This window comes from Maribacter hydrothermalis (assembly GCF_001913155.1).
Taxonomy (GTDB): domain Bacteria; phylum Bacteroidota; class Bacteroidia; order Flavobacteriales; family Flavobacteriaceae; genus Maribacter; species Maribacter hydrothermalis.
Genome location: NZ_CP018760.1, coordinates 715,894 through 730,488, shown reverse-complemented (window position 1 = coordinate 730,488; position 14,595 = coordinate 715,894). Strand labels below are relative to the sequence as shown.

At 32.2% G+C, this 14,595-nt stretch carries 15 protein-coding genes; 2 read left to right on the top strand and 13 right to left on the bottom strand.

Annotated features, from left to right (window positions below; all coding sequences use genetic code 11):
• Positions 1–18 precede the first annotated feature (18 nt).
• The 8 genes from BTR34_RS03225 to BTR34_RS03190 all read right to left on the bottom strand — a co-directional run bounded on the left by BTR34_RS03225 (position 19) and on the right by BTR34_RS03190 (position 9,037).
• On the bottom strand, positions 19–711 hold the full coding sequence (locus tag BTR34_RS03225; protein ID WP_068485068.1) for a DUF4369 domain-containing protein: 693 nt from the start codon (positions 709–711) through the stop codon (positions 19–21).
• 80 nt (positions 712–791) lie between these two features.
• Positions 792–2,066 carry a DUF819 family protein gene (locus BTR34_RS03220; protein WP_068485067.1) on the bottom strand — a complete coding sequence of 425 codons (1,275 nt, stop codon included), beginning with the start codon at positions 2,064–2,066 and terminating at the stop codon, positions 792–794.
• Positions 2,067–2,099: 33 nt separating this feature from the next.
• Entirely contained in the window at positions 2,100–2,903 is an 804-nt protein-coding gene (locus tag BTR34_RS03215) for a Cof-type HAD-IIB family hydrolase (RefSeq protein WP_082960177.1), read from the bottom strand.
• A gap of 1 nt (position 2,904) precedes the next feature.
• A complete protein-coding gene (locus tag BTR34_RS03210) occupies positions 2,905–5,103 on the bottom strand; it encodes a DUF5916 domain-containing protein (RefSeq protein WP_068485075.1) in 2,199 nt (732 codons plus the stop codon).
• Positions 5,104–5,165: 62 nt separating this feature from the next.
• Positions 5,166–5,333 carry an Arc family DNA-binding protein gene (locus tag BTR34_RS03205; protein WP_068485066.1) on the bottom strand — a complete coding sequence of 56 codons (168 nt, stop codon included), beginning with the start codon at positions 5,331–5,333 and terminating at the stop codon, positions 5,166–5,168.
• The gene (locus BTR34_RS03200) at positions 5,326–5,832 is read right to left on the bottom strand and encodes a hypothetical protein (RefSeq protein ID WP_068485065.1); all 507 of its coding nucleotides are present in this window, start codon (positions 5,830–5,832) and stop codon (positions 5,326–5,328) included. The genes BTR34_RS03205 and BTR34_RS03200 overlap by 8 nt, the downstream gene beginning before the upstream one ends.
• A 1-nt stretch (position 5,833) precedes the next feature.
• Positions 5,834–6,685 carry an SPFH domain-containing protein gene (locus BTR34_RS03195; RefSeq protein ID WP_068485064.1) on the bottom strand — a complete coding sequence of 284 codons (852 nt, stop codon included), beginning with the start codon at positions 6,683–6,685 and terminating at the stop codon, positions 5,834–5,836.
• Between the two features lie 90 nt (positions 6,686–6,775).
• Positions 6,776–9,037: a transglycosylase domain-containing protein gene (locus BTR34_RS03190; protein ID WP_068485063.1), complete on the bottom strand. Its 2,262-nt coding sequence runs from the start codon at positions 9,035–9,037 to the stop codon at positions 6,776–6,778.
• 89 nt (positions 9,038–9,126) lie between these two features.
• Between BTR34_RS03190 and BTR34_RS03185 the strand changes: the two genes are divergently transcribed.
• Positions 9,127–9,900 (top strand): S1/P1 nuclease, encoded by a 774-nt coding sequence (locus tag BTR34_RS03185; protein ID WP_068485062.1) that lies wholly within the window; start codon positions 9,127–9,129, stop codon positions 9,898–9,900.
• A 114-nt stretch (positions 9,901–10,014) separates the two neighbouring features.
• On the opposite strand, the gene BTR34_RS03180 is transcribed toward BTR34_RS03185, so the two are convergent.
• Positions 10,015–10,887, bottom strand: a complete 873-nt coding sequence (locus BTR34_RS03180; RefSeq protein ID WP_068485061.1) for an AraC family transcriptional regulator — start codon at positions 10,885–10,887, stop codon at positions 10,015–10,017.
• Positions 10,888–11,102: 215 nt separating this feature from the next.
• Here BTR34_RS03180 and BTR34_RS03175 point away from each other — a divergent pair, with 215 nt between their 5' ends.
• On the top strand, positions 11,103–11,687 hold the full coding sequence (locus tag BTR34_RS03175) for a T9SS type A sorting domain-containing protein (protein ID WP_068485060.1): 585 nt from the start codon (positions 11,103–11,105) through the stop codon (positions 11,685–11,687).
• A 54-nt stretch (positions 11,688–11,741) separates the two neighbouring features.
• Here the strand turns inward: BTR34_RS03175 and BTR34_RS03170 are convergent, their stop codons facing one another.
• From BTR34_RS03170 to BTR34_RS03155, 4 genes are all read right to left on the bottom strand, one after another.
• Positions 11,742–12,101: a DoxX family protein gene (locus BTR34_RS03170; protein WP_068485059.1), complete on the bottom strand. Its 360-nt coding sequence runs from the start codon at positions 12,099–12,101 to the stop codon at positions 11,742–11,744.
• Between the two features lie 10 nt (positions 12,102–12,111).
• Positions 12,112–12,342: a hypothetical protein gene (locus BTR34_RS03165; protein WP_068485058.1), complete on the bottom strand. Its 231-nt coding sequence runs from the start codon at positions 12,340–12,342 to the stop codon at positions 12,112–12,114.
• 20 nt (positions 12,343–12,362) lie between these two features.
• Positions 12,363–12,998: an MOSC domain-containing protein gene (locus tag BTR34_RS03160; protein ID WP_068485057.1), complete on the bottom strand. Its 636-nt coding sequence runs from the start codon at positions 12,996–12,998 to the stop codon at positions 12,363–12,365.
• Positions 12,999–13,151: 153 nt separating this feature from the next.
• A complete protein-coding gene (locus tag BTR34_RS03155; protein WP_068485056.1) occupies positions 13,152–14,561 on the bottom strand; it encodes a hypothetical protein in 1,410 nt (469 codons plus the stop codon).
• Positions 14,562–14,595: the final 34 nt, after the last annotated feature.

Genomic DNA, 14,595 nt, shown 5'->3' with positions numbered 1-14,595 from the left:
AGTTGAGTTAAAACTTAATTATTTTTTCAATAATACAGCTAGTTCTTTCCCATATTTAGATTCCATTACCTCTTTAGGTAAAACACCATAAATTGAATCTAAATATTTAATGTTGGCATCAGGTATTTCTTTTAAAGCAATATAAGGTGCTATAAAAGAATTCTTATTATTTAGTGCAAAATTAATAGCAAAGGCATAGCCTCTTTGTAAATTTCTATTACTTATATTTTCTAATGAATCAATACTTACTTGGCTAAGCTCATTTTCTGGTTGAGCGGCTTTCATCATTATTTCAATATTTCTTTTATTAATACCGGACATCGTTTGTCTATATTCTTCCAATTTTTCTTGACTTTTTGAACCTGAAATTTTTGCAGTGGTATCGAAAGTATTCCAGTCCGTATTTATTGTTATTGTACCAGGTTCAGCAAAAAAAGTAATCCGGTCATTAATATCGTTATTGTCTTTCTTATCTAAGTATAAATAAAATATTTCAGGACTATCTAATTTTGTTTTGAAAGAAAAATTACCATCTCCATTTATTGCTAAAGAATCAACGGTAATTAAAAGAGTATCGGGAACATGTTGTAAATAAAGCGTTCCTTTTTTTAGACCTTTAATTTTTCCGTTTACAATTAAAGTTTCTTCTGGGTTATCGCCACATGAGCTTAAAACCAGCATTGCAACTAAAACAAATATTATTTTTTTCATTCGTATAATTTAGGCCGCAAATATCTATAAATTTTAATAGATATATAGGGTGAGGCTTAATTTGTTATTAAAAATAGGATCTATAAATTCGAAGCTACTTCCATTAAATAGGCGCATAGTAATGCTCCACCGGTACCAACCACGTAACCTAAAACTGCTAATAATACACCAACTGAAGTTAATGATGGGTGAAACTCTGCGGCTACAACTGGCGCTGAAGCTGCTCCGCCCACATTTGCCTGACTACCTACCGCTAAAAAGAAGTAGGGTGCTTTAATCAATTTTGCAACAAAAATTAGTAGACCCGCATGTATGGCAATCCAAATAAAGCCAACTGCAATTAAACCAGGATTCTCTAGAACTTTACCCAAATCCATTTTCATACCAATAGTGGCTACTAAAATATAAATGAACATTCCGCCTATTTTGCTGGCGCCTGCTCCTTCATAATTCTTGGCTTTTGTAAATGAAAGCGCTATACCTAAACTAGTAGCTAGTACTACCATCCAAAAAAAGCTAGACCCTAGAAAAGAAAGAAAACTTTTTTGATCACTTACAGCATCAAAATTACTGGTTAAATAGTTGCTAATTTCATCACCTAGGAAATGCGCAATTCCAACTGCAGTAAATGCTAATGCCAAAAGTATCATGTAATCATTTAAGGTGGGTACACGGGTAATTTTTTCGGTAAACTCAGTTACTTTTATTCTTAATTTTTCAATTGCCGAAGTATCTGCCTTTAACCATTTGTCAATTTGTTTAGTTTTGCCAACACCTAGTAAAACAATTGCCATCCAAACATTTGCCACGACAATATCTATCAATACCATTCCTCCATATTTTTCTGGGTTATATTGAAATATTTCTAACATAGCGGCCTGGTTGGCACCACCCCCGATCCAACTTCCGGCAATAGTAGAAAGTCCTCTCCATATAGCATCAAAATCATTACCGCCGACTGTATCAGGAGAAAATATAGATACTATTAATATGGCAATAGGTCCTCCGATAATAATACCGGCACTACCTGTTAAAAACATAATTAGCGCTTTGGAACCTAAATTAGAGATAGCTTTAATGTCAATACTTAGTGTCATTAATACCAAAGCAGCTGGTAGTAAGTATCTACTTGCCATAAAATATAAACTAGATATTTCATCTGAGATAATACCCGTACTTGTTAGAATAGCAGGTAGTAAATAGCACATAAGTACAGCTGGTACTACGGAATAGAATTTGCTCCAAAAACCTGTATTACGACTAGAAGTATAAAATATAAATCCTAAGCAGAGCGCTAAAAGGCCAAAGACTACGGTGTCGTTACTTATTAAAGGTTGAGAAAGTAGATAATGCATATTTTTTTGGTAAGTTGGTATTTTCAAATATAGTTAAATAACCAAGTGTTCTTCAATAAAACGAGCAACACCGTCCTCTGTGTTTTTTGAAGTTATATGTTTAGAAATTTTTTTTACCTCTGTTCTGGCATTTTCTACAGCTACACCGCAACCAACATTTTCAAGCATTTCTATGTCATTGTAGTTATCTCCAAAAGCAATAATATCTTCTAATGTTTCATTTTTATCCATTAACAATTTAATTGCAGAAAGTTTAGAAACAGCTATTGGTGCAATCTCTATTAACGTGTCATTAGATCTGTAAAGATTTAATTGTTCTTTAAATTTTTTTTCAAGCATTGGCATTAATATATCCGCACTTTCTTTAGAACACATGAGCATTATTTTGTGTGCACCCACTTCTTGCTCTTCCCATTTGGCTATTGTTACAGTTGTTTTTTCAATAGTGGGAGTAGATTTTGTATATTTTATTTCCTTTTCTACTCTTACAGAAGTTTGTGGAACATACCATTCGTTACTATGATAAAGCCCTAGATCAGCTTGTAAACCATTGCAAAGACTAAGTAAATTCTTTACAATATGAATAGGAATACATACGGAGTTTAAGACTTTATTTTCTGATAGCACAAGAGCACCATTATAGCAAATGATCGGTTGATTGGTAATACCCAAACTTTCTTGAATGTAGTACATGCCACTTGGCATTCTTGCAGAGACTAGAATTATTCTTGTTTTATTCTTAATTCTACCAATTTGTTTTATAGCATAATCCGATACATCGCTTTTAGTAGAAAGTAAAGTTCCGTCTAAATCAGAACATAATATTCTGTACATCATTTTAAATATTTAACCAATAAGAAAATTTAAGATTTATAGACCTATATTTTGGTTCGAAAGAGTTTACAAAATAATTATCATTATAAACTACAAATAAATCAGATAAGGGAGCAAATCGCCATTGTAATCTTGAGTTAAACCCAAGATTATCTCGTTGATTGCTATATTGAACCAAAGTTGACCAAAAAACTGATTTACTAAATGTAACGTCTATTTTAGGGCTAATAAGCCAAATATCTGCACTAGAATATGGCGCGGGCAATGAAATATTGTCATAGTTCATGGCTAAGGATAAAAAAACCTTGGGTTGAAACCTTAAAAATATTTCACCTTGAATAGAATACCGGTCCCCATTAAAAAAAGTGCCAATAGTTGGTTGAATGGAATAAGCAAATCTTTTTCTACTATCTGATTTATATTCTAGTGAAATACTATTGTAATGGTATCCTATTTCGCCAGGTAAGGGAATAGCATCATCTTTATCGGTCGGGTCAAATTCCTCAAAGAGATAGGTGTAGGTATTGTTGTATTCAACGTTGATTTCTGATTGATCTGTGAATTTTGATTCCCAAGAACCCATTAATTCATAGTCGGTATTTAAGAAATCATTATCTGGACTGAAGGTAAGTATAGGAAAAAAATTAAAACTATGGGATTGCAAGGCACTATCCTCTGGCCAAAATATACGCTCGAACATAGTTGCCGTTTTAAAAATATCGGTTCTACGAATAAAACCAAGATCAGACCTAAAGTCTTCCCCTACATAAACTATATCTTCAAAGAAGTTCCAGTTTCTAGAATTGTATTGTAAAAAGGCTCCGGATGAAAGATTTTTATTTCCAGAATTATGAGCAAAAGATTTATGGAGGTAAAATTTTCCATTCCATATATTATTATCTGAAATAAGATTATAATCAACTCCTGCAACTCTATTATAACGATCTTCTGGGTCTTGAAACTCATAATCTTCAAAGGTTTGCCGATTAATGAAGAACATACTAATGTTTGAACGACCGAACACAGATTGTTGCAAGGCTAACATGGTATTATTGTTGGATGCAATTTGCTTATCTAAATCTTCACCTGTTTGCAGGTTTAAAAATCCTAGTCTTAAGCTTTTGGTTAATTTACCGCTTAACCGAACACCACCAATAATTTTATTTTCTAGAGTATTGTCGGCGGTATCTTTTGCGATACCAATTCTTCTAGAGAAAAACGGATTTGCATCTCTACCGCCACCAAAACTTCCAAAAAGGTCGCTATTGTCTATAAAGAATTGCCTTTTTTCGGGGAGAGAAACTTCAAAACGCGTTAAGTTGGTTACTTGATCATCAACTTCCACTTGTGAAAAATCTGGATTTACGGTGATATCCAAATTCATACTATTGCCGATAGCAACTTTTGCATCGCCACCAACCTTAATGGTAGTGTTTGGTTCATTTAGTTCAAAGTCTTTTTGAGAAATCATATTTATATAAGGAATAAAAGCAAGGGGAGTCCTGTATTTTCCTAATGGTTTTTCAAAAACCATATCTCCCATAAAGGTAAGACCGAATATATTTTGATTTTGAGGAATATTCATCCAAGTACTATTCTCGTTAGACTGGGTATCAAATCTATAGCTGTTGAACCTCCATTTTGTTTCACCTTCTTTAAACTTGAATGCTGTTAAAGGAATCACCATTTCTGCGGTATAATAATCGTCATAAATTTTTGAATCTCCTTTCCATTTTACATCCCAAGAAATTGTAAAACCATCTAGGTTTAGTCCACCACCGGAAACTAAACCTTCACGTCTAACACCATAAGGGTTTATGCCAAAAAGGAATGAGTTGTTACCATCATTAAAGGTGTCAAATAAAAGTGTAATATTATCACTGTTGCCGGCTCTAAAATCTCTTTTTAAAGATTCTATAGAATAATTTTTACCAGCAGTATGCACTGTTATGCCAATATAAAGATTGTCATTGTCATACAGCATTTTAATATCGGTTTGTTTTTTGGCTTGTATCGAGTCTAAAGGAAAGTATTCCCAAAAGTCATTAGCGCTATCGGCCGTTTTCCAAGCGGGTTCATCAAGAATACCGTCGGGTACTATTTCGGAATTAATATGATTTACAGTAAAAGATTTGTTGGTGTCTTGTGCGGTTAAAAAGGAACCTAAAAATATAAGTACAAGAGTACTTAAGAATTTAAACATTTTGGTCATAATTTGTTGGATGACCAAATTTAAGTTTTTGTTTTGTTAAATAAATGCTAAACTTATTTAGGTTTATTTGTTTTTGGTTCTCTTTTGGCTTCTTTTAAGCTTTTCATCAACATCCATTCAATTTGCCCATTGGTGCTACGAAATTCATCTGCAGCCCATTTTTCAATAGCCTGCAGCATTTCTTCATTTACCCGCAATGCAAAAGGTTTTTTTTTACTCATTATTAGTTTTAAAATACCGTTCAATTATAATTTTTGCATCATTTTCCTTTTGAGTGCCAATCAATAATTTTTTACCATCCATTAATATTAATTGGATGCCTATATTTCCTTTAACGTTAATGGCTGAAGATTTCCCAAAAGAATTACGATAACCCCATCCGCCAAATTCTTTCAATGGATTATACGTTCTAACATAACAATTTTTCAACTCACTCCAACGTATTGTTTTTTTTGAGAGATTGATAGGAGTAAACTGATAATGGATTCCTACTTCGTCAATAGTTGTTTTTAACTTAAACATATAAATTAATGGTAAACAAAGTACAATGATTAATGTAAATATGATTTGATTATCACTATCATCGGCAGTGATATTTCCCATTGATTCACCTAAGTAAAACCACTTATAGAACCCGTAAAACAGCAATCCAACTATAGTTAAATTTATAAGTTGTAGCCACCATTGGGTAAATCGTTGTGTTTCTTGAAATACTCTCATTTTAATGGTTCAAAGTACCTGCATTTACAATGGGTGAAACATCTTTATCTGAACAGAGAACGACCATTAGGTTGCTCACCATGGCAGATTTACGCTCATCGTCTAAAGCTACCAAATCTTTTTTACTCAATTCTTCCAAAGCCATTTCTACCATACTAACAGCGCCTTCAACAATTTTATGTCTTGCCGCAACAATGGCTGTGGCTTGTTGTCTTTTTAGCATGGCATTAGCAATTTCTTGTGCATAGGCCAAATAACCAATGCGAGCTTCTAAAACTTCTATACCCGCCATTGATAAGCGTTCTTGTACTTCTTGTTCTAAAGCTTCACTTACTTCATTTACACTGGACCTTAATGTAATATCTTCGTCTAAACCTTCATCGGCAAAATTATCATAGGGATACATACTAGCCAATTTACGTACGGCAGCATCTGTCTGCACTCGAACAAAATTTTGATAGTCATCAACATCAAATGCAGCTTTATAGGTATTTGTTACGCGCCAAACCAAAATGGTGCTTATCATTATTGGATTGCCCAGTTTATCATTAACTTTTAAACGCTCGCTATCAAAATTACTAGCTCTTAATGAGATTCTTTTTTTAGTATACAAAGGATTTACCCAAAAAAGGCCGTTCTCTTTAATGGTGCCTACATATTTACCAAATAAGAGTAACACACGTGAACTATTTGGGTTCACCAAAACAAAACCTGCACACATTACTAATGCCGCAAAAATCATAAAGGCACCAATGTAAATTCTAAGAAGTGCAATTCCACCAATGAATAAGGCTAAAACAACAAAAAGCATAAGATAGCCATTTTGTGCACTATGGGTTTTTTCTTCTTTCATAATTTATGATATTAAAATGATATCATAAATATATCAAATTAATTTAATTTAATTGAACATGTTTTTTATAGATTATTTTATGGAAGACCCTTACCCATTAAATTTTTTAGTCTTCTTTTTGTTAGGGTTTTTAAATAATCGTTTAAAAAATCCATCGCGTTTTATGGGGTCGCAGTTTAAAGCTTCTAAAACGGATGGTGAGGGTTTTGGAAAACTTGTTTTAGTATATTTATCAAACTTCTTATTTTGATTAAGTTCTTGCAACCATAATCCAAATAGGGGTAGTGCAGCATTAGCTCCTTGGCCAATACTGGTATTACTGAATCCTATTTCGTGTTGATCTAAGCCAACCCAAGTTAGGTGAACAAAATTTGGAGTAAGTGCAACAAACCAAGCATCTTTATTATTTTGAGTAGTACCTGTTTTACCGGCAATTTCATTTTTTAGTCCGTATGTACTTCGTAATCTAGAAGCTGTACCAGAATTAACGGTAGATTTCATCATTTCTATCATAATTTGCCCAGTTTCCTTTGAAAATGCAGCTTTACCACTTAATTCTGACTTGAATTTGGTTAAAACCGAATCTTTGTTATTACTAATAGATTTTATTAAAATTGGTTTTATATGTTTACCATTATTACTAAAACTAGTATACGCCTCGGCCATTTCTACTATTTTTATTTCACCTGTTCCTAAGGCAATAGATGCCTCATCGGGTAATTTTTCTGATATTCCCATATCTTTTGCCATGGTTAAAACATTGGCAATACCTGCTTTTTCTAAAACTTTAACCGCAATTGTATTTACAGAATTACTTAAACCTTCTTCCATTGAGTAATTTAGATAAGCCTCATCCTTGTTGCCGGCATTACTAGGAGACCATCCTTTTAAATTGTCATATTCTACTTCTTCTGCAGAAAAATAGGTACATGGCGTAACCCCTTGTTCTAAAGCCGCCGTATAAACAATAGGTTTAAATGTTGAGCCCACTTGTCGTTTACTTTGAGAAATATGGTCGTATTTGTATTGCTTAAAATTAATACCACCAATCCAAACTAGGATATCGCCATTATTGGGGTTAACCGTTAAAGAGCCTGTGTTTAAGAACTTGGTGTAATGCTGAATACTATCTAAAGTCGTTGCTGTTACTTCTTTTTCCCCTTGCCAATCAATGAATTTTCTTTTACGAGTATCCTTTGATAAACTGTCAATAATTTGATCATGGGTCATCCCCATTTTTTTAAACGATTTATACACAGAAGTTCTAGTGGCTATTTTTTGTATTAGTTTCTTGTCTTTAAGCCATGGAGCATTTTTTCCGTAACTTTTTTCAAAATCGTTTTGAAGTTTTGTCATGTGTTTAATCATGGCATCTTCAGCAATCTTTTGCATTTTATAATTTAATGTAGTATAGATTTTTAGTCCAGACGTATAAATGTTATAATCGATTCCCGCTTTGTTTTGCTCAGCAATCCAACCTAACATTTCTTTTCTCACCTCTTCTCTAAAATATGGAGCAATACCGGCGTTATAATCAAATTCACGATAATCAAGATTAAGATCTTCTTGCGAAAAGTGAGCTAACTGCTCTTCAGAAATTAAATTATTGCCATTCATTGCTTTTAAAACTAAATTTCGTCTGCTAAGACTTTTCTCGGGAAACAATCTAGGGTTATAACTATAAGTAGCTTTTAGCATGCCAACTAGGGTAGCGGCCTGCGTTGTTGAAATATCCTTAGTACGTAAGTTGTAAAACTTTAAGGCGGCACTTTCTATACCAAAAGTATTATCACCAAAAGACACGGTGTTGAGGTAATTCGTTAGTATTTCGTCTTTTGTGAAAATTTTCTCTAGTCTTTTAGCAATTATCATTTCCTTAACTTTGTCTACTACTATGTTGGTTTTATTTCGTTCTTTTCTAGGATAAAGATTTTTTGCTAATTGCTGACTTATTGTGCTTCCGCCACCCGAAGAATTATCTCCCATTAATAGTGTTTTAAACCCAACACGAAGAAGGCTTTTGAAATCAATACCCTGGTGCTCGTAGAAACGTTCATCCTCAATAGAAATTAAGGCCTGTTTTAAATGCTCAGGAAAGTCTTGGAAAGAAACAGGTTGCCTGTCATACAAGTAGTATTTGCCTATTAGAACGCTATCGGCGGTATATACCTCAGACGCCATTTGATATTGAAAATTAGATAATTCTTTTTTAGATGGAATTTCTCCCCAAAGCCCTATATTAATGGAACCTATAAAAAGTATAAAAAGCACAAACACACCTATTAAGGAGTAACCAACACTTTTTAAAATATAATTTTTTTGTTTTTTTGACTGGACGCTCCTTTTTTTCATTCTTGCAAGTTCTAATATAAATTTAACCTTACCGAAGTTTTAACATTACCTTAAAATACGAAATCCTATTTTTGGGTAAAATTTTGAACATGAAGAATATTTTACTCTTGTTATTAATAGTTTCCAATTCTATTTATGCAAATGATATGGTTTGGTCCAAAACAGGCCATAGAGTTGTTGGTGAGGTTGCAGAACAATACCTGAGTAAAAAAGCTAAACGCGCCATTGCGGATTTGTTAGATGGTAATAGTTTAGCAGCAGTAGCTAATTTTGGTGATGAAATAAAAGCCGATAGGGCATATAGTAAATTTAGTGCATGGCATTATGTAAATATACCTTTTGGAAAAACTTATACGGAGATCGAGCCAAATAAATATGGTGATTTAGTGCAAGGTATAAATAGATGTATTGAAATAATAAAAAGCGAAGATAGCAGTAGAGAAGACAAAGTATTTTACCTAAAGTTTTTAGTGCATCTTATTGGCGATTTGCACCAACCAATGCATGTAGGTAAAGAAGAAGACAAAGGGGGTAATGATATTCAGTTACAATGGTTTGGAAAGGGAACTAATTTACATCGAGTTTGGGATTCCAATATGATTGATGATAATGGTATGAGTTTTACCGAACTTGCTCTTGAATATCCAAAAATGTCAAAGCAACAAATAGCATTTTTACAAAAAGGCAGCTTGTTAGATTGGGTAGAAGAATCTCATCTTTTGGCAGAGAAAGTATACGCATCGGTAGAACCAGGTGAAAAATTAAGTTACCGTTATAGTTATGACTGGTGGAGTACCGTAAACGACCAATTGCAAAAGGGAGGTATACGCCTAGCTGCAGTTTTAAATGAGATGTTTAAATAATAATTTATAATTTGGATATTTTATTAACACTATTACATACTGTCTAAAAAGTATGATCAATAGTAGATAAGTATACTATCCTTAAAATTTTATACTTTATATAAAGTATAAAACTTACACCAATACATTTTTAAGTTCATTTCTATACTCTGATGGATTTTGACCCGTAAATGCTTTAAATGATTTGTTGAAATGAGAAAAGTTATTAAACCCACATTCAAAACAAACTTCAGTTATACTCATTGGTTTTTCTGCTAATAATTTCGATGCATGAACTAAACGGTATTCGTTTACGAATTGTATAAATGTTTTGTTTGTGATTTTTTTAAAGTATCTGCAAAAAGACGGTATGGTCATGCTTACCATTGACGATATTTCTTCAAGTGTAAGTTCTTCCTTAAAATTATTCTTTACATGATTGAATACAATATTAATGCGATCATTATCCTTAACATCTGTTGCAAATGAAAACCCTTCAGCATTTAACATGCGCATATCGTCAGAGTTGCCCAGTTCATTTAAAATATTTAGGATAGATAGTAGTCGTTGAAAATCTGTTTGGTATTCCAAAACTTCCATTTTATCACCTATTTTTCTTTTTGTTTTTCCAGAAAAGGCAATTCCGCCGCTAGCACTGCTGAAAAGGGTTTCAATTTTCTTCATTTCAGGAATCTTAAAAAAATCTGTACCTAAGAAATCAGTTTTCATTTGAACTACAGTTTCGCTGGTATTACCAGTAAGTGCATCGGTAAAACCACAGTGCGGAAGATTACTACCTATTAATATAAGGTCGCCATTTGTATAATATGATACATGACTACCTATTTGTCTTTTGCCAGAGCCGCCATTAACATATACTAATTCTAATTCTGGGTGATAATGCCAAAGGTTGTTTTTGTTTAATCTATACTCATCAAACTTCTGATATGTAAAAGATTTACCAAAATCTGGCTCAATGGCTTCGAAAGTAGGTTTATGTTTCACCATGTTATATAGTTTGTTATGATAAAATTAAATAACCTTTTTCAGGTTAATCTTTGCAAAATTAGCCTAAACATGTGTAATCTTACCATCAGTAATGTTAAGGTTAGGTAAAGTGGTTAAAATAACACATAAATTGGAAAATTATGATGTAGTGAGTGCTTTACAACGGCTGTATGTTTGTAGTGTAAATTATCATTAACCCTTTAAAATAATTTATTATGAAAAACCTAGTAAAATTCACAACAGTAGTTGCCTTTATGTTCGCTACAGTAGCAGGCACGGCAAGAGAGCCAAAATTGAATTTAATATCTGAAGGAAAAGCCAAAAGCGTGGTTTTGACTATGGATGCTACTTCAATAGGTGTACAGGTAAAGTTAATGGATTCAGAATTGAATGTAATCTATACGGAAAGAATGTCTGAAGGTCAGTTTAGTAAGAAACTAAATCTTAAGGATTTAATTGATGGAGTTTATTTTCTAACAGCAGATGATAACTTAAAAAGCTATTCGTATACAATTGTTTTGAAAAACAATGAGTTGAATATTCTAGAAACTGCTGAAGATGTAAAGCCATTCTTTAAAAAGACAAATAATATGATTTTTCTAAATTACCTAAACTTGGAAAAAGATAAATTATCTATTAAAATTTTTGATGCTGAAGGCAGAACGGTATTTACTCAAGTAGTTGCAGAAGAGATGATTGTTGAAAAAGCTTTCAATTTTGCTGATGCATTCCCTGGTACGTATACGGTGTCAGTAAAATCTGCAAATAAAACCTATAGTGAAGAATTTGTTGTTAATTAAGTTGATTTAAGTTGATTTCAAAAAAAAGGGGACGGGAGCGTCCTCTTTTTGCTTTTAATATTTTAAGTAACTAAAAGCCCAGTACATTAATATAAACTGTATTGGTAATCTTAAAAGAAGTAGCCATCTAGGTAAACCTGCACTAGCCTTTTCATTCGAAAGCATGTAAAAATGTACGAGTAAAAATATGATGAGCATTGCTATTATACCATAGATAGATAAGTTTTTTGTAGCTCTAAAAAAAAGACCAATACCCAATGCAATTTCGGCCAAACCACTTAATAGCACTAAGGGCTTATGAAAAGGTAAGTACCTGGGCATAATTCTTAAGTAGACTTTAGGCTTAATAAAGTGCATAATTCCGGCAATGATATAAATTATTCCCATTACATATAAATGCCAAGGATATGTCATAAACAGTGTTTTAAGATTTTTTATTTAAGATAATAGAATTCATTAATTTATCTTCAAGAAGAGCTAAATAAACACAGCTGGTTTCAAGTATTTTTTCGTGAACTATTATAATATTAAAATCAGTATCTAACTTTGCTTCAGCCTTAAGTTTCATTAGTTTAAATTGACAAATTTTGATACTCGATTGCGCTACAATTTTTAGCTCAATAGTTAGCGCAAAAAGTATAGTTAAATTGTTCATTTAAGCCTAATATTATAAAATTAAGACAGGAATTTCTGAAATCTGTCTTTTTTGTATTGTGGTACAGATTCGTTGCTCATAAACAATTCAAGGATATCTTTTGGTTTATCCTTTGCAAACATAAGTTCATAAAATTGCTGGGATGTTAAGGTGTTTGTAGACTGCTCAATTAAAATCATTTCATCACCTGTATTTACATGACCTTCCTCAAGAATTTTTACGTAAGTACCAGGGTGATTATGCGCGATAAATTCCTTAAGAATATTTTGAGTTCCAAAGCGGATGCCCAATTTGTAACAAGGCTCACGTGGTTGGGATACTTGAACTAGTGCACCACCAATTTTGTAAACATCGCCTACTCGTATTTTAGATTCGTCTAGCCCTTCTAACGTTAGGTTTTCACCGAACATGCCCCAGTCCCATTTTAATTCTGGGTATCGTTTTTTCCAATAATTATAGTAATCGGCAGAAAAGATATAACACGCTTTATGCGTACCCCCATGATGAACACGATCAATTACAGTGTCATTTTTTACATCATTTTTAGTTAAGAATAATCCTTTGAAAGTAGGATATTTAAAGATACCAGTTTGCTCTGTTGCACCGTTCCATTCAAAAGATACAGCGTCTCCTATATTTGTTGAAATCACCTTCATCTGGTGAAGATAAAAAAAGCACTAGTATTATTATCAAAAGGAATATCTAAACTTTGACTAACTTTTATGAAATAGAGTATTGAAACTGTTTTAACCCTATTTATTATGCTGAATTTTGTCAAATTCATATTTTATCAACTGTTTGCGTATCTCTTATTTCGAGGTTATAGAATCAAGTTGCATACTTGTGTTTCGAATATTTGTGGGTGTACTGTTTTCTGGAAAGTACCAAAAGGGGATAGTTGCCATAATTTTCTCAATGGTTTGGCTTTTGTCGTCAAATTCATTTTCTTTAGTTGGGCCTTTTATGGTTAAGATGTGCTTTCCTGTTCCTAAATTATTAATATCTAAATAAGTTTCAAAACCGAGTAAATCTTTATTATGATTAGAAATAACGAATTCGCTTTTGTAGGCTTTACCATCAATTTCTAAATTGTAAATAATATTAAAAGTTTCAATATATTGAGGTATGATAGAATTATTTTCTAAGCCATTATAGTAGGTGCCGTTGAAACCTTGTAAAAATTGATCAAAAAAGGTGATTGAAAGACCTCTTTTATCACTTTCTGGCTTTAAGTTGTTATTAGCCTCAAAAATATAGCTTTCCATATCTTCATTAAACAATAAGAATACTTTTAAATAGGGAGTCCTGATAGCTTGCGAGGGAATCGAGGCAATTCTTACAAAATTATTTTTTTCAATTATTTTATCCTCGTAATTATGAAGATTACTATAGAATTCAGAAGATTTTAAATCATTTGAAAGGTAATTCGATTTTATATCATCAAATGAAGTTAGAATTGTAATTGTAAGGTAAAACGGAATTATAAATAAAATTAATTTTCTTGAGAATTTATTGTCTAAAAAATTATAAACTAAAGGTCTGTATAAAAATGATAAAGTTAAATAGCTGAACATTTTATAAAATGGAAAGTATATTTTGGATGTCCATTTCTTTTTTTTCAAAATGCCTTGCCCAATAAAATCAATAAAAACCATTATTACCCCTACAATAATAATTGGTAATGTTGCTATTAGCAATATTTTCAGAGCTAATTTTGGGATGAATACCATTTCCTTTAAGAAGAAAATAAATATACCAAGGAAACTTAGAATAGCATAAAAAGCAATAACATAAAATATCATTAAGAATGACAGGGCAAAGACTATGCTGCATAAGTTTTCTAGTTTTGAAATAAATTTATCAAATGAGCCAACCTTGATTTTTAAATAATTGGTGAACCTTTCTGAATAATTTAAACTATCAAAATCAATATCACCAGATACATATCTTAGGCCAATAGCTCCAATCCAAAGTCCTCTTAAGACCACATGGATAACTAAATTAAAAATTAATATTACAATGGCTGTGTTAATTATACTCCAAAGAATGCCATGAATCATTTTTTGAGAATTCATTGCAAGGCTAGCGTTATATTCTAAAGGTTCATAGGCAGCAAACAATCCATAAATTGCAAACCCAGAAATAATTAATTCTAACTGCCAACTCTCTTGTTGTAATTTATCTAACCATTTTTTAAACTTTGGCGAATTATATTCCATCAATTATTTCTTTATACGAAAGATAACAACATTT